Annotated in this window: 22 protein-coding genes and 4 pseudogenes; 16 read left to right on the top strand and 10 right to left on the bottom strand. The window is 59.9% G+C overall.

Features of this window, described 5'->3' with window-relative positions:
* Positions 1-85: 85 nt before the first annotated feature.
* Positions 86-1021 carry a galactofuranose ABC transporter, galactofuranose-binding protein YtfQ gene (ytfQ, locus tag P8S53_RS18550; RefSeq protein WP_277807270.1) on the bottom strand — a complete coding sequence of 312 codons (936 nt, stop codon included), beginning with the start codon at positions 1019-1021 and terminating at the stop codon, positions 86-88.
* 308 nt (positions 1022-1329) lie between these two features.
* Positions 1330-2259, bottom strand: a complete 930-nt coding sequence (locus tag P8S53_RS18555; protein WP_277806802.1) for a LysR family transcriptional regulator — start codon at positions 2257-2259, stop codon at positions 1330-1332.
* Positions 2260-2405: 146 nt separating this feature from the next.
* Between P8S53_RS18555 and P8S53_RS18560 the strand changes: the two genes are divergently transcribed.
* The 9 genes and pseudogenes from P8S53_RS18560 to P8S53_RS18600 all read left to right on the top strand — a co-directional run bounded on the left by P8S53_RS18560 (position 2406) and on the right by P8S53_RS18600 (position 10985).
* Positions 2406-3056: a hypothetical protein gene (locus tag P8S53_RS18560; RefSeq protein ID WP_277806803.1), complete on the top strand. Its 651-nt coding sequence runs from the start codon at positions 2406-2408 to the stop codon at positions 3054-3056.
* Entirely contained in the window at positions 3053-3403 is a 351-nt protein-coding gene (locus tag P8S53_RS18565) for a hypothetical protein (RefSeq protein ID WP_277806804.1), read from the top strand. The genes P8S53_RS18560 and P8S53_RS18565 overlap by 4 nt, the downstream gene beginning before the upstream one ends.
* Positions 3404-3680: 277 nt before the next feature.
* Positions 3681-5497 (top strand): annotated as a pseudogene (locus P8S53_RS18570) (TRAP transporter large permease subunit).
* Positions 5498-5536: 39 nt separating this feature from the next.
* Complete coding sequence (locus tag P8S53_RS18575; RefSeq protein ID WP_277806805.1) at positions 5537-6307, top strand: cyclase family protein; 771 nt, start codon at positions 5537-5539, stop codon at positions 6305-6307.
* A gap of 10 nt (positions 6308-6317) precedes the next feature.
* Complete coding sequence (locus tag P8S53_RS18580) at positions 6318-7475, top strand: S9 family peptidase (protein ID WP_277806806.1); 1158 nt, start codon at positions 6318-6320, stop codon at positions 7473-7475.
* Positions 7476-7504: 29 nt separating this feature from the next.
* Positions 7505-8443 carry a VOC family protein gene (locus tag P8S53_RS18585; protein ID WP_277806807.1) on the top strand — a complete coding sequence of 313 codons (939 nt, stop codon included), beginning with the start codon at positions 7505-7507 and terminating at the stop codon, positions 8441-8443.
* A 9-nt stretch (positions 8444-8452) separates the two neighbouring features.
* Complete coding sequence (locus tag P8S53_RS18590; protein ID WP_277806808.1) at positions 8453-8776, top strand: Rieske (2Fe-2S) protein; 324 nt, start codon at positions 8453-8455, stop codon at positions 8774-8776.
* Positions 8777-8801: 25 nt separating this feature from the next.
* Positions 8802-9926, top strand: a complete 1125-nt coding sequence (locus tag P8S53_RS18595; protein WP_277806809.1) for an FAD-dependent oxidoreductase — start codon at positions 8802-8804, stop codon at positions 9924-9926.
* A gap of 84 nt (positions 9927-10010) precedes the next feature.
* Positions 10011-10985: a fumarylacetoacetate hydrolase family protein gene (locus P8S53_RS18600; protein ID WP_277806810.1), complete on the top strand. Its 975-nt coding sequence runs from the start codon at positions 10011-10013 to the stop codon at positions 10983-10985.
* A 346-nt stretch (positions 10986-11331) separates the two neighbouring features.
* On the opposite strand, the pseudogene P8S53_RS18605 reads toward P8S53_RS18600, so the two are convergent.
* Positions 11332-12201 (bottom strand): annotated as a pseudogene (locus tag P8S53_RS18605) (IS1634 family transposase); the annotation flags it as partial.
* 74 nt (positions 12202-12275) lie between these two features.
* Positions 12276-13157, bottom strand: coding sequence for a LysR family transcriptional regulator (locus P8S53_RS18610; RefSeq protein WP_277806811.1), 882 nt, complete (start codon positions 13155-13157; stop codon positions 12276-12278).
* 173 nt (positions 13158-13330) lie between these two features.
* On the opposite strand from P8S53_RS18610, the gene P8S53_RS18615 reads away from it, so the two are divergent.
* Positions 13331-13840, top strand: coding sequence for a hypothetical protein (locus tag P8S53_RS18615; RefSeq protein ID WP_277806812.1), 510 nt, complete (start codon positions 13331-13333; stop codon positions 13838-13840).
* A 160-nt stretch (positions 13841-14000) separates the two neighbouring features.
* Here P8S53_RS18615 and P8S53_RS18620 read toward each other — a convergent pair.
* Positions 14001-14171 (bottom strand): annotated as a pseudogene (locus P8S53_RS18620) (ISKra4 family transposase); the annotation flags it as partial.
* Between the two features lie 171 nt (positions 14172-14342).
* On the bottom strand, positions 14343-15224 hold the full coding sequence (gene bla / locus P8S53_RS18625; RefSeq protein WP_277806813.1) for a class A beta-lactamase: 882 nt from the start codon (positions 15222-15224) through the stop codon (positions 14343-14345).
* 142 nt (positions 15225-15366) lie between these two features.
* On the opposite strand from bla, the gene P8S53_RS18630 reads away from it, so the two are divergent.
* Positions 15367-16242 carry a LysR family transcriptional regulator gene (locus tag P8S53_RS18630; protein ID WP_277806814.1) on the top strand — a complete coding sequence of 292 codons (876 nt, stop codon included), beginning with the start codon at positions 15367-15369 and terminating at the stop codon, positions 16240-16242.
* A gap of 392 nt (positions 16243-16634) precedes the next feature.
* Here the strand turns inward: P8S53_RS18630 and P8S53_RS18635 are convergent, their stop codons facing one another.
* Positions 16635-17042, bottom strand: a complete 408-nt coding sequence (locus tag P8S53_RS18635; RefSeq protein ID WP_277806815.1) for a RidA family protein — start codon at positions 17040-17042, stop codon at positions 16635-16637.
* 138 nt (positions 17043-17180) lie between these two features.
* On the opposite strand from P8S53_RS18635, the gene P8S53_RS18640 reads away from it, so the two are divergent.
* The gene (locus P8S53_RS18640; RefSeq protein ID WP_277806816.1) at positions 17181-18083 is read left to right on the top strand and encodes a LysR family transcriptional regulator; all 903 of its coding nucleotides are present in this window, start codon (positions 17181-17183) and stop codon (positions 18081-18083) included.
* Between the two features lie 20 nt (positions 18084-18103).
* Here the strand turns inward: P8S53_RS18640 and P8S53_RS18645 are convergent, their stop codons facing one another.
* The gene (locus P8S53_RS18645; protein ID WP_277806817.1) at positions 18104-18691 is read right to left on the bottom strand and encodes a TetR/AcrR family transcriptional regulator; all 588 of its coding nucleotides are present in this window, start codon (positions 18689-18691) and stop codon (positions 18104-18106) included.
* Positions 18692-18766: 75 nt separating this feature from the next.
* Here P8S53_RS18645 and bdcA point away from each other — a divergent pair, with 75 nt between their 5' ends.
* Both bdcA and P8S53_RS18655 read left to right on the top strand, forming a co-directional pair.
* Positions 18767-19480 carry an SDR family oxidoreductase gene (bdcA, locus tag P8S53_RS18650; RefSeq protein WP_277806818.1) on the top strand — a complete coding sequence of 238 codons (714 nt, stop codon included), beginning with the start codon at positions 18767-18769 and terminating at the stop codon, positions 19478-19480.
* Positions 19481-19546: 66 nt separating this feature from the next.
* Positions 19547-20212 (top strand): NADPH-dependent F420 reductase, encoded by a 666-nt coding sequence (locus tag P8S53_RS18655; protein ID WP_277806819.1) that lies wholly within the window; start codon positions 19547-19549, stop codon positions 20210-20212.
* Between the two features lie 223 nt (positions 20213-20435).
* On the opposite strand, the gene P8S53_RS18660 is transcribed toward P8S53_RS18655, so the two are convergent.
* On the bottom strand, positions 20436-21077 hold the full coding sequence (locus tag P8S53_RS18660; RefSeq protein WP_277806820.1) for a nitroreductase family protein: 642 nt from the start codon (positions 21075-21077) through the stop codon (positions 20436-20438).
* Between the two features lie 125 nt (positions 21078-21202).
* On the opposite strand from P8S53_RS18660, the gene P8S53_RS18665 reads away from it, so the two are divergent.
* Positions 21203-21568 carry a helix-turn-helix domain-containing protein gene (locus tag P8S53_RS18665; protein ID WP_277806821.1) on the top strand — a complete coding sequence of 122 codons (366 nt, stop codon included), beginning with the start codon at positions 21203-21205 and terminating at the stop codon, positions 21566-21568.
* Between the two features lie 284 nt (positions 21569-21852).
* Here the strand turns inward: P8S53_RS18665 and P8S53_RS18670 are convergent, their stop codons facing one another.
* A complete protein-coding gene (locus P8S53_RS18670; RefSeq protein WP_277806822.1) occupies positions 21853-22023 on the bottom strand; it encodes a hypothetical protein in 171 nt (56 codons plus the stop codon).
* A gap of 335 nt (positions 22024-22358) precedes the next feature.
* Here P8S53_RS18670 and P8S53_RS18675 point away from each other — a divergent pair.
* Positions 22359-22646, top strand: a pseudogene (locus tag P8S53_RS18675) (DDE-type integrase/transposase/recombinase); the annotation flags it as partial.
* Positions 22647-22658: the final 12 nt, after the last annotated feature.

Raw genomic sequence — 22658 nt, forward strand, 5'->3', positions numbered from 1 at the left:
GCGTTTTGGGTTGGACAAACGGATCACCGGCATCCGGGGCGCGGGAACAACCGCACGCGCGCCCCGGACATGGGTTGATTTGTGATCAATACCCCAGATCTTTGCGGGCCTCATACTCGGCGGCAGGATCATCGGCCTGCGTATAAAGGCGCGATTCCGTCTGGATGAACTTTTCGGGCAGCGTGCCATCGGCGAAGTAAGCCTCCAGTGCATCAAATGCGGGGCCTGCCATGTTCGGCGTCAGTTCCACCGTTGCATTCGCCTCGCCCGCCGCCAGCGCCTGAAAGATGTCGGGCACAGCATCAATTGATACCACCAGAATATCCTCACCCGGGTTCAGTCCGGCTTCTTTGATGGCCTGAATGGCACCTACGGCCATGTCGTCATTATGGGCATATAGCGCGCAGATATCGGCACCACCGTTTTCGGCCTGAAGGAAACTCTCCATCACTTCCTTGCCACGCGTGCGGGTGAAATCGCCGGTCTGGCTGCGCACAATCTCGATATTGTCAGCACCCGCAATGCCCTGCTCAAAGCCGTTCTTGCGGTCGATCGCAGGCGAAGAACCCGTGGTCCCCTGCAACTCGACCACACGGCAATCGGCACCATCCACGGCCTCGACAAGCCATTCGCCTGCAACGCGGCCTTCATGCACCAGATCGGACCCTACGGCGGTCAGATACAGATCGGATGAGCTGTCGACCATACGGTCCAGCAGGACAACCGGAATTTCAGCTTCTGCCGCTTCTTCCAGCACCGAGTCCCAGCCCGTTGCAACGACGGGGGCTACCAGAATCGCATCGACGCCTTGCGCGATGAAGGACCGCATCGCGGCAATCTGGTTTTCCTGCCGCTGTTGCGCATCCGAAAACCGCAGGTCGATGCCGCGGCGTTCGGCTTCCTGCATTGTCACAGTGGTTTCGGCCGCGCGCCAGCCGGATTCAGACCCGATCTGCGAAAAACCGATTGTCTGTGCATGTGCTGATACGGCACCAAGCGTCGCGACGGCCACGCTGGCCATCAGAGTTCTTCTAAACATTGGAAATCCTCCCAAGATCTCACTGGCCCCCTCCGGACCTTAGACTAATTAATACTATAATATACATTGCAGCAAGATTTTTTTGCTAACATCCGGCAACGGGCGGTCTGGCCCGTGGCCCGCCCCTTCCATCCGGGGCCATGCAGCAAGGTTATGAACAGTACCCGCATCGAAGCAGGGCAACGCGCTTTCATTGCCCCCCTGCGACACCCTTTGTCAGGCGTGCCGAGAAGCAGCAATCGTGCACGCTTTGCGACAGTTGGTTTGCGGCTCCCTCAAGGCAGAAGCCACTACCGCCCGGACTCGAAATAGCTGACAATCTGATCCCGGACCCAGATCAAGGCCCGGTCGGTTGCGCCATAATGGTGCCATTGGATCACTTCGGTCAGCGGCGGGATCTGCACAGGCGCTTCGATAATGCGCAGCGGCATGATGCGTGTATAGGCTTCTGCCAGACGCCGATGCGCCAAAGCAATCCGCGTGGTCCCCGCAATCAGAAAGGGCATGGTCGAAAACGACCCCGCAACAATATCAATTCTACGGGATTTGGCCCCGAATTCGCGCGTGAACCACTCCTCATAACTCGGGGCGGAATTCGGCCCGAAGCTGACGGTCACATGACGCATCTTCAGAAATTCATCCAGGGTTATATGCGTGTCGATCAGGGGGTTGTCCCGACAGATCAGGCAACAAAAGGTTTCGGCGAACAGGGGGGAATGCGGATGCAAATGCGAGACATACGCCTGCGGCATCGCCAGCAGGTCAATCTCGCCATTTTCCAGCAAAAGATCAGGCGCGTTTTGTCGCCCCTGCAATTGTGACGGTTGCAACACTTCGAACCGGACCCCCGGCGCGGCACGATTGATCAGACGCATCGCATTGGCCAGCCCAGCAATCATTAGATAGTCTGATGCGAATATACGGATTGTCCGTTCCGAGGATGCAGGGTCGAAATCCGGGGCCGTCATGATACGGGCATCGATTTGCAACAGCAGGTCACGGGCCGCCGCCGCCAGTTCCAGCCCGCGTGCAGTCGGCACCATTTCGCGCCCGACCTGCACCAGCAGGTCATCGTTGAAATGTTCCCGCAACCGCGCCAGCACACCGCTGATCGTGGATTGGTTGCGCAACAGCTTCTCCGCTGCGCGCGATACACTGCGCTCCGTCAGCAGATGGTCCAGCGCGACAAGCATATTCAGGTCGAAGCCATTGAATCTCATATTGTATTCCTTTGTTGTTTGTTTGTGTGGTTTTGTATGTATTGTTATTTCCGATATGTTACATCTGAAGTTTCGATTTTTAAAATATAAACAGGTTTGCTACTTCTTTTATGTGCGCTGGTTACGGCGCTATGGAGGAGGAAGCCATGTCCCGTTATTTGCCTGCATTTGCGGTTGCGTTTGCTGTGTTTTGTGGTCCTGCCGCTGCGCAGGAGCATCTGATTTTCGCCACGGCCAGCCCGTCGGAAGGGCCGATTTCGACTGAGATTTTCAACGATTGGGCCGCGCGCATCAATGAGGATGGCGCGGGTGTTGTTGAAATTGACGTCCGCCACGGCTTCACGATGGCCAGCCCGGCCAATTTCTATGACCGCGTCAAGGACGGCGTGGTGCCGATCACCTGGGGCATCATGACCACGATTGGCGGGCGTTTTCCGCTGACCGGCATGGTGGAGCTGCCATTGCTGAGCGATGATGCCGAGACGGCCTCTGTCGCGTTCTGGCGGCTGTATGCCGAGGGGCATCTGGACGCCGAATATCATGACATTGTGCCGCTGTTTCTGACGGCCTTTCCGCAATCGGGCGTGCATCTGTCGGCGCCGCTGGCATCGCTGGACGATCTGGCAGGCGCGCGGGTGATCGCGGGCTCGCAGACCAATTCGCAGGTCATTCAGGCGCTTGGCGGGTTGCCGCAATCCATCAACCCCGCCGACGCCTATGAGGCCATCCAGCGCGGCACCGCCGATGGCCGGTTCGTGCCCTGGACCGCCTTCCCCCCTTCCGCATGGAGGAGGTGACCAGCTACCATATCGAGGCGCCGATCGGCACGGCCATCGGCATGGTGTTCATGAACCGCGACATCTGGGAGGAACTGCCGCCAGAGGCGCGCGAGGTCATCATGCGCCATTCCGGCGAAGATCAGACACGCATTCTGGGCCGGTTCTTTGATGCCCAGAATGACGCGATCCGCACGCGCATTTCCGGCATGGACGGGCATGTGCTGGCCGCGCCCGACCCGCAGCAGGCCGCGCAATGGGAAACGCGGCTGGCGCCGGTGACCGAAAGCTGGCTGGCGCGCACCGAAGGCGGCGCGGCCCTGCTGGAGCGCTTTACCCGATTGCTGGAAGACGCGGCCACAGACTGACCCCGCGCGCCCCCCCGATATGCGCCCCCGAGATGCGGGCGCGCCTCCGAATTCCGAAGCCACTTCCGCAGGGCCGGTCTGCCCTGCGGAGCAGCGAGGACTGCCCATGCCACATCCGCAAACAGATATCCTGCCGCGCAAGCCGGTGATTGATGTCGTGCTGCACCGCGTCACCCGCCCGCTGGCCTTCGCGGGGGTTCTGGGCATGCTTGCGGTGGCGGCCATCACTGTGATTGCGGTCGGGCTGCGCTGGTCGGGTCTGGGCGGTCTGGCGGCGATGAACGAAATAACCGGCATGCTGTTTGCCGTGGCCATTGCCGCGACGCTGCCTGCGGCCACTGCGCAACGGGTGCATCTGCGCATCGACCTGCTGGGGGGTATGATGGGGCCGCGGGTGCGGCGCATGATGGATTTTCTGGGGTCAGTGCTGCTTTTGCTGTTTGTGACGCTGCTGGCCCGCGAGGTTTACGCCTATTCGGGGCGGCTGATTTCGGGGGGGCGGACGACAACCATTCTGGGCTGGCCGGTGGGCCAGTTTGTGCGCGCGGTGGGGGTCCTGCTTTGGGCCACTGTGGCTGTGCAGGCGGTGATCTGCGCGCTGGATTTGCGCCGCATGGCGCTGCGCGCGCCTGCCGGGAACGCGGGCGATGATTCTGCCTGTGACGCTGCCTGTGATGCGGCCAGCGGCGGGCGCACGCATCCGCTGGTCTGGGGGCTGCTGCTGGGCACGGCTGTGGCGGTGGCATGGCTTGTGTGGTGGGGCTGGGGGGATTTTCGCGGCATGTCGCGCGTGGTGACCAGCGCCCCGCTTGCCTCTGTCGGGGTGGGGTTTGCGTTGCTTTGGGCGGCGCTGCTGTTGTTGTTTCCGGTCTCGGCGGTGATGGGGGTGATGGGGCTGGTGGGCACCGCGCTGTTTCTGAACTGGCGGCCGGCATGGTCGGTGCTGTCATCGGAAACGGTGGGGTTTGTGACAAATCCGCAAGTGGCCGCGCTGCCGCTGTTTTTGCTGATGGGCAGTTTTGCCATGGTCGCGGGCCTGTCGGATGATGTGTACCGTCTGGCGCGCGCGGGTCGGGCGCTTTCGCGGCGGGCTGGCGCTGGCCACGGTCGGGGCTGTGCGGGCTTTGGCGCGGTCACCGGATCATCGCTGGCCACAGTTGCCACATTCGGCGGATTTCGCTGCCGCAGATGCGCGCGGCAGGCTATTCCCCCGCGCTGGCATCAGGGACCGTTGCGGCGGGCGGCACGCTGGGCGCGCTGATCCCGCCATCCGCGCCGATCATCCTGTTTGCCCTGCTGACGGAAGCCAGCATCGGCCAGCTGTTTGTCGCCGCAGTCATTCCCGGCCTGATGGCAGCGGCGTTGTATATGGGCACAATCGCACTGGTCGTGCGCATGACCCCCGGCGCCGCGCCCTTGCCCCAACCCGGCCCGCCGGGCGAATTGCGCGCAGCATTTGCCAAGGCCGGTCCCGTCAGCGTGCTGTTCGGCACCGTCATCGGGGGGCTTTATGCAGGCGTGTTCACGGCCACGGAATCCGCAGCGGTCGGTGCCATCGGGGCGTTTGTCATGGCGCTGTGGCGCGGCAAGCTGAACCGGCGTGAAATTCTGTCGGTGATGGGCGAGACCACTGCGATCACCGCCATGATCTATATGCTGATCTTCGGCGCATTGGTGTTTTCTTTCTTCGTGGGGGCCAGCCAGCTGCCCGAGACACTGACGCGGATGGTCGGCGCACTGGATGTCACACCGCTGCTGATCATCGCAATTTTGCTGGTGATGTATCTGCTGCTTGGGTCAGTGATGGACAGTTTCGCCATCATGATCATCACGGTCCCCATCGTCACGCCGCTGATCCTTGGCATGGGCTATGACCTGATCTGGTGGGGCATCATCATGCTGGTGGTGGTGGAAACCGGCCTGATCACGCCGCCTTTCGGGGTCAATCTGTTCGTTATCCGCTCGGTCCAGCCGGATGTGCCGCTGGGCACAGTGTTCAAAGGGGCGCTGCCCTTCGTGCTGTCCGATTTCCTGCGGCTTGCGGTGCTGGTGCTGTTTCCGGCGCTGGTGCTGTGGCTGCCATCACAAATGTAGCCGCGCAAATCTAGCCGCACAAATTTAGCAAGGTGTAAAATGCCCAGAATCATCGACCTGTCCGTGCCGCTGGAAACCGGCATCCCCTCTGACCCGCCGGGCCTGCTGCCCGAGATCGACTATCATGACCACGACACCGGCGCGGCCGAGTTCGAGGCCATGACAGGACTGGAGCGCGCGCAGTTTCCCGATGGCAAGGGCGCCGCCTCCGAGCGTTGCCGCATCACCACCCATAACGGCACCCATCTGGACGCGCCATGGCACTATCACCCCACCATGGATGGCGGCAAACGCGCCATCACCATTGACGAGGTGCCGCTGGACTGGTGCTTCCGCCCCGGCGTGAAGCTGGATTTCCGCCATCTGCCCGATGGTCATGTGGTCACCGCCGCCGAGGTCGAGAGCGAGTTGGACCGCATCGGCCACAGCCTGCGCCCCTATGACATCGTGCTGGTCAACACATCCGCCGGTGCCGCCTATGGCCAGCCCGATTTTCTGGCGCGCGGCTGCGGCATGGGCCGCGAGGCCACGCTGTATCTGACGCGCCGCGGCGTGCGCGTCACAGGCATTGACGGCTGGTCATGGGACGCGCCTTTCGGGGCCACATTGCAACGCATCCGCGCCACCGGTGATGCCAGCCTGTTCTGGGAAGGGCACAAGGCCGGCGCCGAGATCGGCTACTGCCATATCGAGAAACTGACCAATCTGCATGAACTTCCCGCCCACGGTTTCACCGTGGCCTGTTTCCCCGTCAAGGTCGCCCGCGCCAGCGCGGGCTGGTGCCGGGCGGTGGCACTTCTCAATGACTGAAAGGACGCAAATGTTCAGATACTTTCCAACCAATTATGTCTGGGACCTGTCGGTCAATCTGGCCATCGAAATGGGCGGCCGGATGGGCGAGATCGCCGAGATGTGCGCGCCCCTGACCGAGGCCGCGAAAGCCCCCGATGCCGATGGCACGCGCGCCTTCCGCGAAAGCTGGGAGAAGATGGCCAACCGGCTGGAAGGGCTGGCACAGGATGATCTGGCGCGCGGGCGCACGCTGTCGGCCAGCACCAAGCTGATGCGCGCGGCCAATTACCTGATCATCGCCGAGCGGATGCAGGCGCATGGATCGGACGGGCGGCTGGCGCTGTATCGCCACCATCTGGCAACCTTCTATCAGGCGCTCTCGCTGGGGCGCGGCGGTGCGTATCGTGTGGAAATCCCCTATCAGGGCAAGCATCTGTCGGGGATTTTCATGCCCGCCGAAGGGGTCACTGGCCCGCAGCCGGTCTTGATACAGGTCAACGGTTTCGACAGCACCAAGGAAATGCGCTACATGGCGCAACTGCCCGGACTTCTGGCCAAACGCGGCATCGCGTCCCTGGTGCTGGACCAGCCCGGCACCGGCGAGGCGCTGCGCCTGCAAAACCTGACCGCGCGCCACGATGCCGAGCATTGGGCCACCCCCGTCTATGACTGGCTGGCCGCGCGCGCCGATGTGGACGCCGCCCGCATCGGTATCGAAGGGGTGTCGCTGGGCGGGTATTACGCCCCGCGCGCCGTCGCGTTCGAGCCGCGCTTTGCCTGCGGCATCAGCTGGGGGGCAAACCATGACTGGCGCGATGTGCAAAAACGCCGTCTGGAACGCGAAGGCGATTTCCCCGTCCCGCATTACTGGGCGCATGCCGCCTGGGTGTTCGGCGCGAAAGACATTGATGATTTCATGGCGCGCGCCGAACATATGCATCTGGACGGCGTGCTGGACCGCATCCGTGTGCCCTATCTGGTCACGCATGGCAAACATGACACCCAGATCCCGCTGAAATGGGCGCATCGCACCTTTGATCAACTGCTCAACAGCCCGCGCCGCGAACTGGTCATCTTTGATGAACGCACCGGCGGCGTGATGCATTCCAGCGTCGATAATTCCGGCCCCGTGCTGGATTGCATCTGCGATTTCGCCGCCGAAACCCTTGGCGGCCGAACCGCCTGAACACACCGCCTGAACACAAGGAAGACACCATGCAGATCATCGGACCCGACCTTCTGGTCTTTGGCGTGGACGACGTGCCCGCCTGCCATGAATTCCTGACCGCCTACGGGCTGGAGGCGCAGGACTACACCCCCGAACGGGGCGGCTGTTTCATGTCGCTCGATGGCACCGGCCTTGAAATCCGCCGCCGCGACGACCCGTCGCTGCCGCCCGCGCTGAAGACCGGCAACATGCTGCGCCTGCAGGTGCTGGGCGTGGTGGATCAGGCCGCACTGGACGCGGTCGCGGCGGAACTGGGCCGTGACCGGCAGGTGCTGCGGCTGGCCGACGGATCGCTGCGCTGCCACGACGATCAGGGGTTCGCGCTGTCCTTCCGCATAAGCACCCGCACCACGCCGGACATGCCCGCCGAGAAGGTCAACGCACCCGGCGATTATGGCCGCAAGCCCAATGAAATTGGCGTGTCCGAAAGCATGCCCGCCAAACCCCGCACCCTGTCGCATATCGTGCTGTTCGTGCCCGATATCGACGGTGCGGTGGCGTTCTACCGCGACCGGCTGGGGTTTCGCATCACCGACACGCTGACCGGCGCAGGCCCCTTCCTGCGCCCGCAGGCCAACCCCGACCACCACACGCATTTCTTCATCCGCACACCGCCCTATATGCAGGGCTGCGAACATCTGGCCTTCCATATGGGGGGACCGACCGAATTGATGGTCGCAGGCAGCCGCATGATGGAGCAGGGGTTCGAGTCGTTCTGGGGACCGGGGCGGCACAAATTCGGGTCGAACTGGTTTTGGTATTTCAAAAGCCCGCTTGGCTGCAACGTGGAATTCGACGCCGATATGGACATTCATGACGATGACTGGGCCCCGCGCGAAGCCCCCATGGGACCAGAAGCCTCGCAGGCCTTCCTCATGCAATGGCGCAAGAAATGGGCGCCCACCGGCGGGCCGAAAGCAGACTGAACCATGGTCATGCTCACCCGTCTCAAAGACCTGCCAAATGGCACCGCCCGCGGCTTCAATGTGGCAGGGCTGCCCTGCAAGGTTATCATCGTGCGCCGCGGCAATCAGGTCTTCGGCTGGCGCGACCTGTGCCCGCATTACGCAGGCGGAACACCCATGGCATGGAAACGCGACGCATATCTGAATGGCGCGGGCACCCATATCGCCTGCCACGCACATGGCGCGTGGTTCGACATTGAAACAGGTCAATGCACCAAAGGTCCATGCCTAGGAAAACGACTGACAAAAGTACCGCTTATCGTCGATGACGAGGGCGCAATACACATACCCTGATCTGAAAAATATTGAGGAGGAAGCAATGAACACCCCCGGACGTATTCTGGTTATTGGCGGCGGCTTTTCGGGAATGTCCGCAGCAATCTTGCTGTCAGAGCAAGGACATTCCGTCGATCTGGTGGAAATCGATGCAGACTGGCGAAGCTATGGCGCGGGGATCAGCCTGAATGGCGGCATATTCCGCGTCTTTGACCGGCTTGGCATTCTGGACGGATACCGTGAATGCGGCGCAATGATTGACGGCATTGAAATACGCGGGCCTGCTGATCAGGTGCTTGCGCGTATCCCAACACCATCATTGATGGAGGGGGCGCCGGGCAGTGGCGGGATCATGCGCCCGGTGCTGGCACGGTTGCTGGCGGATCGGGTGCGCAAAACTGCGGTGAATATCCGCCTTGGCCAGACCTTCGACACGCTTGCAGACGGCGCGGACGGCGTGGATGTCACCTTTCGTGATGGCAGTTCGGGCAGATATGATCTGGTGATCGGTGCTGATGGATTGTTTTCGGCAACCCGCGCGGCCGTGTTTCCCGACGCGCCCGCCCCCCGCTATATTGGTCAGGCGGTCTGGCGCGCCGTTGTCACGCGCCCTGCGCATCTGCCAAGTGTTGCCATGTGGATGGGTCCCGGCCTGAAGCTTGGCATCACGCCGGTGTCAGATGACAAAAGCTACATATTCCTGACCGAAAACCGGCCGGAAAACACCTATGTCCCGCCAGAAAGCCAGTTGGAAAGCCTGAAAACACTGTTGGGCAATTTTACTGCACCCACAGCACAGGCCATCGCCGCAGAGTTAAGCGCAGACAGTCAGATTGTGTATCGTCCGCTGGAACAGCTTTTGCTGCCGCGCCCTTGGTATAAGGGGCGTGTGGTAATGATTGGCGATGCCGTGCACGCGACAACCCCGCATATGGCCGCCGGTGCCATGATCGGCATGGAAGACGCCGTCGTTCTGGCCGAGGAGGTGACGGCGCATGAGACTGTGCCCGCAGCGCTTGATGCCTTTCAATCCCGCCGCTGGGAACGCGCGCGCATGGTTGTGGAAAATTCCGGTCGTCTGGCTGAAATCGAGCAAGGCCACGGCACACCGGATGAGCACCGCCAGATCATGGGCCAGACATTGGGCGCTTTGGCGCAGCCGATCTAGGCCCGCGATCCTGACCATAGGCCAATCAGAACACCGAAAAAGGTTTCAGCGCCGCATAGCGACGATAGCAAAAAGGACATTGTGATGAAGTTTGCTACCCTTCCCGACGGGACTGAAGACGGCGCGTTGCTGGTCGTCTCTCGTGATCTGACGCGGGCTGCTCCGGCGGCCGATATCAGCCCCAGCCTGCTGGCGGCCCTGCGCGACTGGACGCGCGCGGAGCCGCTGTTGCGCGCGCGTGCGCAACAGATCGAAGATGGCAGCGCCAAGGGGCTTATCCCGTTTTCACCCAAAGACGTGCTTGCACCCCTGCCGCGTGCACCGCAATGGCTGGATGGGTCGGCCTTTTTGAACCACGGGCGCTTGATGGATCAGGCTTTCGGTCATGACCCGTTGCCCGATTTTGACACGCATCCGCTTGTCTATCAGGGCGCAAGTGATGATTTTCTTGGCCCGCATGCTGCGCTGGCCACCCCCGACGAAGCCCTGAACATTGATTGCGAGGGGGAATTCGGTGTTGTCGTAGATGAGGTGCCAATGGGCACCAGCGCGGACGACGCGCTAGGCCTTGTGCGGCTGATCGTGCAGATCAATGACTGGTCCTTGCGTGCCCCCGGCCCTTGGGAAATGAAGCGCGGTTTCGGGTTCATACAGGCCAAACCATCGACGGGTTTCGCGCCTTGTGCCATTACGCCCGACGAGTTGGGCGCCTATTGGCAAGGCGGGCGGGTATGCCTGCCATTGCATGTGGCCGTAAATGGCAGACGTCTTGGCAGCCCCAATGGCGGTGAGATGGATTTCCATTTCGGGCAGATCATCGCACATGCCGCGCGCACCCGCAAATTGCGCGCGGGCAGTATCCTTGGGTCTGGAACAGTGTCAAACACTGCGCGCGGGGCGGGATCTGCCTGTTTGGCCGAAGTGCGCGTGATTGAGAAAATTGATTTCGGGGCGCCCCAGACACAATTTCTGCGTTTCGGTGACCGCGTAACCATGGAAGCCCGGCTGCCGGACGGACCGGCCTTTGGGGGCATCAATCAAAAAGTGCAAGAAGGCTGACTGAAACGGGCGCTGCCAAAGAATTCCTATAACCGTTCGCGGGGCATTCTTGCCGGTTCGGCTTGATGGCCCGCAAGCCGTCGCAGCATGCGCGATTGTGCTTGGCATTGGCTTGACCCGGGGCAAACTTTACACTGCGGCCTGTCGGGCAGTAGTCACGGTGGTGCCCGCCGAACCACACCCGTCGCGTGAACGGTGCGACCAGCTAGTTGCGCACTATACCTGCGGCGCGCAAACTGTCGATCTCGGCTTGCGAAAAGCCAATCTCGCCCAACACCCAATCGGTATCCGCCCCCGCAGAAGGGGCGCAGAAATCGGCGCGCCCCTCGACGCCAGTGAACCGAACTGGCTGGGGGATAGAGCGCACCCTGCCCTCCAGTTGCTCCAGTGTCGTTTTGCTTATTCCATGGACCCTGCGGCTTCCAGCGTATGCCCTGTATTTGTGAGTCGAGGGCGACCTGGGGGCTTGCGGTGTGCCCTTGGCCTTAAGGCGCATGCGAATGACGCGGTGAAGGATGAGGGCAAGAAAGCAGATCAGGGCATGGGCACGGATACGGTCTGGCAGCCGGTGATGAACCGGCGCGATCTCGATATCCGACTTCAGCACCCGAAAGCCGCGCTCGATATCTGCCAGGGCCTTGTAGCGCGCGACTGCGTCAGCCGGGGTAATCTCGGGGACATTGGTCAGCAAGACGAGCTTGCCATCAGACAGGGCCGCACGGGCAAAGGCGTCTTCATCTATGTCCCAGCTGAAAGGATCCGCTGTCAGATCCGCCTTGATGAAGCGCGTCAGTTCCGCATCTGAAATGACGCGGACAAAGCGGCTATAGACCCCTCGATCTGAGGCGCGTCGCCCTTTCTCGCTTTCCCCGTTCGGTCCGAACTCCTGTCGGTCAAACTTGGCAACCATGGCATTGCCCATGGCGTCGAGCTCATCAATCCTTGCACGACGCGCCTCGCCCTGTTCTTTTGCGCGGCTCGCGTCATGCGCGACAATCAGGCGGTGCCCTTCAAAGCTGGCTTCGCGCAGTCCGCCCCCCTCGCTGAAGCCAAAGCTCTGGAAGGTTTCCAACAGGTCGCTGTAGCGGCGCGCAGGCACGGCCAGGAGGAATTCCAGCTTGCGTCCGTCCTGATCGGCCATCTCGGTCAGATGGTGGAAATTGTCGAGGCTCAGCAGGCCGCGATCTGCGACCAGAATGATACGCTGGATGGGGTACGCTCCAGAACTGTCGCGGGTGACGAATTAACGCAATTTGCTGTCGCAACTTTGGTGTTCTGGATGAAAACCCATCACACATATTCTTTCTCTGGCGCAAATTCGAGGAATGCTTTGAGTGATGTGGACATGTTCTTACGTGATGGATAGACGATACTGACCGGCACATCGGGCCGGGCAAATTCTGTCAAGATTGGGGTCAATGTCCCTGCCTCCAATTCGTCGCGAATTAGAAGTTCGGGCAAATACGCTATTCCATGGCCTGCCAATGCTGCGGTACGAATGATCTCAACATTATTCGATGCAAAGCGCGGATCAATCTTCTGCCAGAATGCTTTATTGCCCTCTTGGAAGGGCCAGGTGGCGGAGCTACTTATATTGACGCAATGTAAAACCTTATGGTCAGCCAGCTGCGAGGGGTGTAGCGGCGTTCCGTGCTGGCTTAGGTAAGCTGGCGATGCGACGATCATGGCTTTTAAACTGTGGATGCGGCGCGCGATCATGGTTGAATCTTCAAGTTCGCCAATGCGGATCAAGGCATCAAAACTCTCCGAGATCAGATCACTCTTGCTATCCTCAAGGATACTCTCAAGCTTAATCTCAGGATAACGTTCCATAAATTTCAGGATATATGGCTGTAATGCCAGTAAGGAATAAGAAGCAGGCAGACCGATTCTGAGGGATCCTGTTATTGTGCCGCTTTCGGCCTTGGTGTGTTCATTCGCATCGTCCAGAAGGTCAAGAATATGGCGTATTTTCTGATAATATTCTTCACCGATCGTCGTAGTTCTTACTGATCGCGTTGAACGGGTAAGCAACCTTGCACCAAGGTTGTCTTCGAGGTCACTAATATATTTGGAGCACATACTCTTTGAGATACCAAGCCGTCTTGCTGCGGCTGAGAAACTGCCCTCTTCAATGATCAAGGCAAATGCCTTTAAAGAATTCGTATCCATCACGCGACCTGTTCCGCTGTTTTGTGGCCTTTCATTTGGTATGGGCCAGAGCTTTGTTCAACCACCTCGAACACAGAATTCGACTTTCTGCGTATTATCCATCCAATGGCGCTTGCATATCTCCCCCTCATCGGAAGCAGAGTTGCTTCGGAAGATATGAAAGGACTAAGACTATGAAACCAATCGCAATTATTGCCGCCGCTCTGATCTCGACGGGAGCTGTAAGTGCCGAAAGCATCTCGCCTGGCCATGCGCGAGCTGCTGCTGCGCTGAATCTTGATGCCACGCAATATACGCTGGCAGAGTTGATCAGCATTGAGGTTGCCCGGAGCGAGAACGACACCCATACCGAACGCTATTTCCTGACGGGCACGAACCGCGTCAGCCGCGGTGGCGTGGGCGAGGTTTCACCCGGCAAGGCCCGGATTGCAGCCGCACTCGGTGTGAATGCTGCTGATTACTCGCTAAGCGAACTGACAGCACTGGATGTGGCGCGCAGCGAAAATGAAACGCATACAGAAGCCTTCATTCTGTCCAGGCAGGGCGGCGTCAGCCGTGGTGGCGCGGGGGAGGTTTCACCCGGCAAGGCACGGATTGCAGCCGAACTCGGTGTGAATGCTGCTGATTATTCGCTAAACGAACTTGTCGCGCTATCCGCAGCGCGGCTTGGTGACGACGATTGATCAACTATCTGCGAACATCCACTGGCCCAAGCATAGGTGCATCATCTCATGCTTGGGTCATATGTGCAGGATAGTATTTCTGCCAAAGCCCATGACCATGAATTTGAGGGTTTCAAGAAACACTCGCGGTGAGCCGAAACGGCGTGGGCAGAACCTGGAGCTTGGCCAGAGAACGCGCCGCCGGGTGAACCAGACCGAAGTGGCGGCTCATGCTGGGACTTTCGATCTTTCCCACCACGACATCAAGGTGACGGCGACGGTATTCGGGCCGACACCGGATGTGGGCACCGTCGAGAAATGCGTTTAGCGGTGGCGATACGACATCTTCATCCATGGCGGTCTTTCTATTTTGAACAACCGCTACATCATAGCACCCAGCCCACGGACTTTAGCCATTCCCGACAGCCCTTCACTCAGGTGTAGCGGTGGGCCTGTGATAGGCATTCGATGCTGAGGGCAACGACGCGAATGGTCGTGCCTCAGCCACGAACTGTGGTGGACCCTAGCCCCGGATAGCTGCGATGACCGCTGCGCTCAGGTCCTGAAGGGCTGCATCGCGGGTGGCAAAATCTGCGTCTGCATCCGACAAGAAGATTGTCACAACCCACGGCGCACCGTCCGTCGGCGTGACAAGTGCGACAATGCTCCGGGTCTGTTCGCCGCCCCCGGACTTGTCGGCAACTCTCCAGTCTGCGGGAGCGGTCCGCCGAAGCAGTGCGCCTGTCACCCCGCCATGGCTCATCCAGTCGAACAGTTGGTCACGAGATGCCGGTGTCAGCACCTCGCCTAGCAAAAGGCTGTGCAGCATGTCCGCCATTGCAACCGGGGTCGAGGTGTCGCGCGCGTCACCAGGAGCGAAGGTGTTCAGGTCCGGCTCGCGCCGGTCCAGCCGGCTGACCGGATCGCCGCTGTCGCGCAGGAATTGCGTCACGGCCTGCGGTCCACCCAGATGGTCGATCAGCAGATTGGTTGCGGTATTGTCACTCATGTCGACAGCTGCGAGGCACAGTTCAGCGATGGTCATGCTGTCACCGACGCGATTTTCGGTCACTGGGGCATAGGACAGGATGTCGGCGTCCCGAACGGGCAATTCGTCTGTCAAGGACAGTGTGCCCGCGTCGGCACGCGCAAGCACGGCTCCGCAGATCGGTGCCTTCGCCGTGCTCGTCATCAAAAAGCGTTCTTCAGGGCGATGTGTCCAGGTCTGGCCAGAGCCGGTGTCGGTCAGCACAAGACCGACCCGCGCATCAAGCCGATCCTCGACCTGCGCGACCGTGTCCGCCAGATGTTGCATCGACGCCTGAGCAAAGGCTGTGGTGGTCAGCGACAGGCCAAAGGCGAGCCCTGCTGCGGCGCGCGCAAGAGCGGACGTCGTAAACTGCATGAGATATTCCTTATTCAGATGGCGCCACAGCGGCGCAGATAGAGAAGAACATCAGGTGATGTCATGGGGTTTCGTGTATTCCGCCTTGCATGCCCGCCTCAAACGACAAATATTATGGTATGCCAATAGCTGAGGTAATGCCGTGGATCGTCCCGACCTTCCCCTCAATGCCCTGCGGGTGTTCGAAGTTGCCATGCGCCAGGGCAGCTTCACCAAGGCCGCGATGGAACTGCGCGTAACGCAGGCTGCTGTCAGCCATCAGATTGCCCGTTTGGAAGACCTGCTGGGCACCACGCTTTTTCTGCGTACATCGCAGGGGCTTGTCCCCACGGATGAAGGCCGCCTGCTGTTCCCGGTTCTTGAACACGGGTTTGATGCAATGGCGCGTGTGCTTGACAGGCTGGGCGGGCGGCGCGACATCGAGGTGCTTAAGGTCGGCGTCAACACGACCTTTGCCATTGGCTGGCTGATGCCCAGACTGGCAAGTTTTCGCGAGGCATTTCCAGAGATCGATCTGCGGATATCCACCAACAACAACCGTGTCGAAATCCTGCGCGAAGGGCTTGATATGGCCATCCGTTTCGGAACCGGCGGCTGGACCGGACATGATACTGTCCCACTGATGGAAGCGCCACTGACGCCGCTTTGTGCGCCCGAACTGGCGGCGCGGCTGGAACACCCTGCGGACCTTGGGCAGATTGTGCTTCTGCGCAGTTATCGCAGCGCGGAATGGCCCGGCTGGTTTGCCGCAACAGGCACGCCCTGCCCGCCTGTCACCGGACCGGTTTTCGACAGTTCAGTGGCTCTTGCAGAACTGGCGGCATCGGGCGCAGGTGCAGCCTTGCTGCCGGTCACTATGTTCGAGCGATATGTTGATCAGGGGCGACTGATGCAACCGTTCTGTGCCACAGTATCAGCCGGACAATATTACCTTGGCTGGCCGTCTGACCGACCGACGACACAGGCGATGAACACATTCTCACGGTGGTTATCAGGACACAGGATCAACGAGGTATAAAGGACCGTTGATACTCCGACATGTGCAAATCAAATCGGACAATGGCGAGAACGCCGCAACTGGTGGCTGATATTCTACTGTGCCTTCGTGCCGGAACTGGCGGAAGAGCCTGTCGCCAGCAATTCGGCGTCACGGGGTGAGAACGCCTGCGTCGATGCGGTGAAGGTTACTATTAGCGCTGTTGCAATCAGGCGAGGATTTAGTTTGTCAAAGAAGATGCCGAAAGCGGATCGCCGGGCCCAATTGCTTGAAGTGGCACATGATATCGTTCGGCAGCGCGTGGCGGCCTCGACACGCGCAGGCAATATGCTTCCTTGCAACACAGCGCTCTGCCTCAACCGCGAATGGTGCGATGCCTCAGTCTCTGCTCGACCAAGACATCGCACCTGACTTTAATCCGGCAGGCGCACTGTGAGTTCCAGTTCCACCTGCAACCCTGCACCGGCAAGTGCTGTGACGCCGATTCCGGTCAGCGATGGCGCGGCCCCCTCAAAGGCGTCAATAAGTGGCGGCATCAGCATGTTCAGCCGCTCGGCCGTCAGATCGGTGACAAAGCACCGCGCAATGACGATGTCCTGCGGGCGCGCACCAAGCGCGTCGAGGGCGGACCGCGCGTGGCGCGCGACGATCCGCATTTGCGCGACCAGATCGTCGGGCACCGGCGCGCCGTCCGGCATGGTGGCCACCTGACCGGACACATAGGCCATGCGCCCCGGCTCCACTATGGAGATTTGCGAGTAGCCTGACTGGGTAGAGTCCGGCATAGTTTCGGGGTTCAGTCTGGTGATCGGCGTCGACATGGCAGTGCTCCTTTCGTGTGAGCTATGATCGGAAAACGTATTCGATCTTCAATTTCGCCAATCGATCATATAGCCAGTTTATTGTAGAATATGTGTCCGCAATTGCGGGACGCTGCTTCCGCGATTCAAGGAACCGCCGTGAGGAGTGATTTCGATATTGCCGCTATTCAGGCTTTTGTTGCCATCGTGGACGAAGGTTCAATGGCGGGTGCGGCGCGGCGCTTGGGGCTGACGCGTTCGGCCATGGGCAAAGCGCTGGCACGCCTCGAAGCACGCCTTGATGTGCGGCTTCTGAACCGCACGACACGGCGTATCACCGTGACGGATGAGGGCCTGCGCTTTCATGAAAGCTGCACCCGCATTCTGGCAGACCTTGCCGAGGCCGAGGCTTCAGTGCGACGCGAACAGGACAAGCCAATGGGCACCCTGCGCCTTGCGCTGCCCGAAGCCTATGGGCGGCTTCGGGTGCTTCCCGTTGTGCAGGACTATCTGCGCACATGGCCCGAACTGAAGGCCGAAATCAGCTTCACCGACCGTGTGATCGACATGACGGAAGAAGGCTATGACCTTGCCGTGCGCATCGGCGATGTTGCAAGCGATCCGCGATTGCTTACCCGTGTCATCGACCGCTTCCATACGGTTATCTGTGCTTCGCCAGAGTATCTGTCCAGATACGGCACCCCCGACGCGCCCGAAGATCTGGCAGACCGCGCGCGCCTGTCCTTTGGCAAACGCGGCACCACCATCGACTGGCGCCTGCGCACGCAAGCGGGGCGCGACATCACGCTGCCCGGCAGCGCGCGGTTTGTGTTCGACAGCGCAGAGGCGATCCGCGACGCGGCAGTGGCGGGGCTTGGTATCGCCTATCTGCCGGATTTTCTGGTGCAACCCGCACTGACATCCGGGCAGCTCGTCCGGCTGCTCCCGGATGTGATAACGCAGCAGATCGCGGTCCATCTGGTCTATCCCGACCGCCGCCACCTGCCCGCCCGAAGCCGCGCCTTTATTGACCTGATGGTCAACCGGAACAAAACAGGGTGACCGCCCGGCCCTCCGGCGCTTCAGGGAAGGGCTTCTGTCACTGCGACGCTGGCAAGGTTTGCACTCACCAATAGACGATCAAGGTCGTGGCCGTTACGCGCCTTGGCGGAAAGACCCACCATGACGGTGGCGACGAAGTCGGTCACACGCTCTGCCTCGTCTGGATGACGGGCGCTGATGTAGTCGCGGATCATGTTCTCTGCCGCGGCTTGACAAGCGCGCGCCGCCGCGCGCGCATCAGGGTCGTTGCTCCGTGTGCCTTCCAACACCAGACAGCCGGTGGTGACGGAATCGGCGGCGTAGTGGCGGGCTGCTTCCGTTAGGACCGATGCAAGGCATTCGGCGACCGGCCGGTCGGGACGCAGCAGGTCGGAAAGCGGTATCGCATTGACGCTGTTGTACCGGTCGAGGACGCGGGCATAAAGCCCGGCCTTGTTTCCAAAGGCGGCATAGAAGCTGGGGGGATTGATGCCCAGTGCATTTGTAACATCGGCGACGCTGACCGCATCATAGCCATGGCCATGGAACAGCCGCTGGGCGGTTTCGATTGCCTGATCGGGGTCGAAGCGGCGTGGACGTCCACGCGGCAATGCTTTTTTTGTAGTCATGATTACATTAATCCTTGACGCGATCTGTCGGGTTATTATGTAGCGCATACTACAATAAAACTCAAGGAGGGCTGCATGGCCGAATTTCAAGGAAAATCTGTTCTGGTCCTCGGCGGTAGCCGGGGTATCGGGGCTGCCATCGTGAAGCGCTTTGCCGCAGACGGGGCGCAGGTGACCTTCACCTATGCAGGGTCCCGCGACGCCGCCGAACAGCTTGCACGCGAAACAGGCAGCACCGCAGTGCTGACCGACAGTGCTGACCGCGATGCCGTGATCGCACGGGTGCGGGAAAGCGGCCCCCTCGACGTGCTGGTGGTCAATGCCGGTATCGGCATCTTCGGTGATGCGCTTGAACAAGACCCGGACGCGATTGACCGGTTGTTTCACATCAATGTCCACGCGCCCTACCATGCCGCAGTCGAGGCTGCCCGACACATGCCGGAAGGCGGGCGGATCATCGTCATCGGTTCCGTGAACGGCGACAGAATGCCCGTTCCGGGCATGGCCTCTTACGCGGTGAGTAAATCCGCCTTGCAAGGTCTGGCGCGCGGTCTGGCGCGTGATCTCGGGCCACGCGGAATCACCATCAATGTCGTGCAGCCCGGTCCAATTGATACCGATGCAAACCCGGCGGACGGCCCCATGAAAGACATACTGCATAGCTTCATGGCGATAAAGCGACACGGAAGACCCGACGAAGTCGCCGGGATGGTTGCCTGGCTGGCCGGGCCGGAGGCTGGCTTTGTTACCGGGGCGATGCACACAATCGACGGCGCGTTCGGCGCATGATCTGAAGCGGTGCGGGGCTGGCTGCAACACAGCCGCCCTGCATCCGTCAATCCAGGAAAGAGATCCATGACAACTATTGGAATTATCGGTGCCGGAGAGGTTGGCAGCCAGCTCGCATGTGCCGCAATCAAGGTCGGCTACCAGGTCGTTATCGCAAACTCGCGCGCGCCCGAAACCCTAAGCGGTCTGATTGCCGAGCTTGGCCAGACCGCCCGCGCGGCGACCGCGGCAGATGCAGCCTCAAGCGGTGACTTCGTCATTATCGCCGTTCCCCTCAAGCTTATCAACGACATGCCTGTGGCCGAACTTGCCGGAAAGATCGTGCTCGATACGAACAATTATATGCCGTGGCGCGACGGGAACTTCGCCGTCATCGACACGGGTGAGAAGACGGTTCACGAACTTCGCCAGGAACAATTGCCGACGTCCAGGGTGGCCAAGGCTTTCTCGCACATTCAGGCGCCCAATCTCTTCGCCCTCGCCAACCCGGTGGACCCTCGCTCGCGCCATGCGCTCTCGGTTTCAAGCAACTACCCCGATGCCGTGGAACTTGTAACGCGGCTCTATGATCAGTTTGGTTTCGACACGGTTGATAACAGCCCACTCAGCGAGTCGTGGCGCAGCGCCGCCGGTCAGCCCGCATGGAAAGCAGCATTCCAGCACCAGACGAAATCCGAACTGATCGCCAATCTCGCAAAAGCGAAACGCATATCTCAGCGTCAACCCGAATAACGGCGGGTATAGCCGTCGCCGCCATCGTGATGTTCTGCCTATAAAAAAGAACGGGTCCTGACGCTGGTTCAGGACTCGCCAGACCCCTGAGTGCCGCAAGGCGCACGAATGTGCTGCAATGCGCCTTGCTATTTCGTCACATACAATCTCGCAAGAACATGAAATCATTCAGTTCATTTTGAAACCGATTCTGAAAATCTCATATTCGTTCTACCGCCGAAGCTCAGGCGACCTGTGTGACGATGGTCTCGCGGGGTTTGCGCACCTTGTCCATTGGCAACAGCCAGTCACCTGCCACGTCACGGTAGCCCAAAGGCATCAGCAAGACCGAACGCAAGCCGCGCTCTTTCAGGCCAAGGATTGCATCCACGGCGGCGGGGTCGAACCCTTCCATTGGCGTGCTGTCGACTTCCTGTTCGGCTGCGGCAACCAATGCGACACCCAACGCGATATAGGCCTGGCGGGCGGCATGGGCATAGTTTTCCTCGGCCTCGCGGGGCAGATAGTTGGCTTTTAGGGTTTCATAATAGTCATGCAGTGCTGGCAGGTCGCCGCGGGTATCGACATTCAGCTTTACGACCTCATCAATGCGGTCAGCGGTGTAATTGTCCCAGGCTGCGAAAACCAACAGATGCGACCCGTCGGTGATCTGCGCCTGACCGAACGCTACTTCGGCAATCCGGGCGCGGATTTCGGGGTTGGTCACGACGATCAGTTCAAACGGCTGGGTGCCGCTGGATGTGGGGGCCATGCGGATCGCCTCGATGATGGCATCGACCTTCTGTTGCGGGACTGCTTTCGCGGGGTCCATTTTCTTGGTCGCGTAGCGCCAGCTCAGATGATCATTCAGTGTCTTTGGTGTCATGGTCTTGTTCCCATTGTCAGCGCCCTCAAAGGGCAGTATGTATTTGTGACTGACTAACTAGTAAGAACCATTGGTCACGACAAGAAGGCACATTTTTGAACCTTGGTTACAAATAGGGAACCACCATGCTGGACAAGGCCCAATGCCCCGATTGCAAACGTATAAACGAGGTGCTGTCGCGTGTCGGCGACCGTTGGAGCGTGCTTGTCGTTATTTCGCTGGCGCAATACGGAACGTTGCGGTTCAATGAACTCAAGCGGAATCTGGGCATTTCACAACGCATGTTAAGCCTGACGCTGAAAGAGCTGGAAAGAGACGGGCTTGTCAGCCGCACCTATCATCCGACGATCCCGCCAAAGGTGGAATACACCCTGACCGAAATGGGGCAGTCGTTTCGTGAACCCGTAAGTGCCCTTGGCTACTGGGCGCTGGAACACCTGAACACGATCGATGCTGCGCGTCAGGCCTATGACAAGGCCGTTGCAAAGTAGCGACGTTCCCGAAGTGCTGTCGTCGTTGCAGAGAAGCAGACATTGATGTCTGGCGCAGCAAATTCACACAATGTCCAGGGTTCGGGGCCGCTGTCCGCCTAGGCTGCAACGGCGACAAACCGTAGACGTAGCTTTGATTGACTTTTGACGTGGGGCAAGCTGCCTCGTACGGACCATTTTGCAATCAACGCCAAAACGACCTAAGGCACACCCGCCCCGCATCACCGTAGGTCGCCCTTAGCCTTTGACTGAACGGTCAAGCCAGACTGCAACCAATTGACGCGTCACATCCACTTGTCCATCACCCGATCCGCAAAGGTCTGGAATGAAGTTGGCTGCTGCCCGGTCATCTGCTGAACGGAGATCGTTGTGAGATCTTCAGCACCCGACGCGATAGCCAACTCGTTGTTGAAGCGGCCGCGATCAACGCAGCATTGCGGGCTTCGGTTCGCCAAAGCTGACCCTTGCAATTGAAAATTACTATGTGGTCTGGCTGTCGGCTTTGCGAGGGTTTCTGTCAAAAAACTCTTGTTGTATAGAGTTTGAACCTTGATTCAATTCGTATGTTGGCGCAGGGGATGGCGCCCATGATGGAACCGAAAAAGCAGCCATGAGGCGCCTCAGCGCCATGAAATCAACCTGGCGCTGTCTAGATTTGATGCTGGAAGGCACACAATACGCGTGAGGCCTCTCGCGCATTCATGGCCGCCGCTGGAAACACGATCTGAATCGCTACTCTCCTGACTGTTTTCTGACCCTCCTCACTCATCGACACATTCGCTGATTACATCGTTGGGTTGGATGGCGGGCCACACGGTCTGCCAAGACAGATTCTGTCCTCGATGCCCTTAAGCAGGTGCTGCACGATCGACGGCCTGTTCACAAAGGCGGCTTGGTTCACCATTCGGACCGCGGCGGGCAAAATTTGTCCATTCGATACACCGAGCGTCTGCCCGAAGCTGGCATTGAACCATCGGTCGGCCGTGTTGGGGATTCCTACGACAACGCGCTCGCCGAGACGATCAACGGCCTCTACAAAACCGAGATGGTCCATCGCCAAGGCCCGTGGCACGACATGCTCGCGTGAAAT

This window comes from Roseinatronobacter sp. S2 (assembly GCF_029581395.1).
Lineage (GTDB): Bacteria > Pseudomonadota > Alphaproteobacteria > Rhodobacterales > Rhodobacteraceae > Roseinatronobacter.

Coding starts and splice junctions, on each gene's coding strand:
- ytfQ (WP_277807270.1), bottom strand. CDS start 1,021: ATGGCCAGCGTGGCCGTCGCGACGCTTGGTGCCGTATCAGCACATGCA.
- P8S53_RS18555 (WP_277806802.1), bottom strand. CDS start 2,259: ATGAGATTCAATGGCTTCGACCTGAATATGCTTGTCGCGCTGGACCAT.
- P8S53_RS18560 (WP_277806803.1), top strand. CDS start 2,406: ATGTCCCGTTATTTGCCTGCATTTGCGGTTGCGTTTGCTGTGTTTTGT.
- P8S53_RS18575 (WP_277806805.1), top strand. CDS start 5,537: ATGCCCAGAATCATCGACCTGTCCGTGCCGCTGGAAACCGGCATCCCC.
- P8S53_RS18580 (WP_277806806.1), top strand. CDS start 6,318: ATGTTCAGATACTTTCCAACCAATTATGTCTGGGACCTGTCGGTCAAT.
- P8S53_RS18585 (WP_277806807.1), top strand. CDS start 7,505: ATGCAGATCATCGGACCCGACCTTCTGGTCTTTGGCGTGGACGACGTG.
- P8S53_RS18590 (WP_277806808.1), top strand. CDS start 8,453: ATGCTCACCCGTCTCAAAGACCTGCCAAATGGCACCGCCCGCGGCTTC.
- P8S53_RS18595 (WP_277806809.1), top strand. CDS start 8,802: ATGAACACCCCCGGACGTATTCTGGTTATTGGCGGCGGCTTTTCGGGA.
- P8S53_RS18600 (WP_277806810.1), top strand. CDS start 10,011: ATGAAGTTTGCTACCCTTCCCGACGGGACTGAAGACGGCGCGTTGCTG.
- P8S53_RS18610 (WP_277806811.1), bottom strand. CDS start 13,157: ATGGATACGAATTCTTTAAAGGCATTTGCCTTGATCATTGAAGAGGGC.
- P8S53_RS18615 (WP_277806812.1), top strand. CDS start 13,331: ATGAAACCAATCGCAATTATTGCCGCCGCTCTGATCTCGACGGGAGCT.
- bla (WP_277806813.1), bottom strand. CDS start 15,224: ATGCAGTTTACGACGTCCGCTCTTGCGCGCGCCGCAGCAGGGCTCGCC.
- P8S53_RS18635 (WP_277806815.1), bottom strand. CDS start 17,042: ATGTCGACGCCGATCACCAGACTGAACCCCGAAACTATGCCGGACTCT.
- P8S53_RS18645 (WP_277806817.1), bottom strand. CDS start 18,691: ATGACTACAAAAAAAGCATTGCCGCGTGGACGTCCACGCCGCTTCGAC.
- bdcA (WP_277806818.1), top strand. CDS start 18,767: ATGGCCGAATTTCAAGGAAAATCTGTTCTGGTCCTCGGCGGTAGCCGG.
- P8S53_RS18655 (WP_277806819.1), top strand. CDS start 19,547: ATGACAACTATTGGAATTATCGGTGCCGGAGAGGTTGGCAGCCAGCTC.
- P8S53_RS18660 (WP_277806820.1), bottom strand. CDS start 21,077: ATGACACCAAAGACACTGAATGATCATCTGAGCTGGCGCTACGCGACC.
- P8S53_RS18665 (WP_277806821.1), top strand. CDS start 21,203: ATGCTGGACAAGGCCCAATGCCCCGATTGCAAACGTATAAACGAGGTG.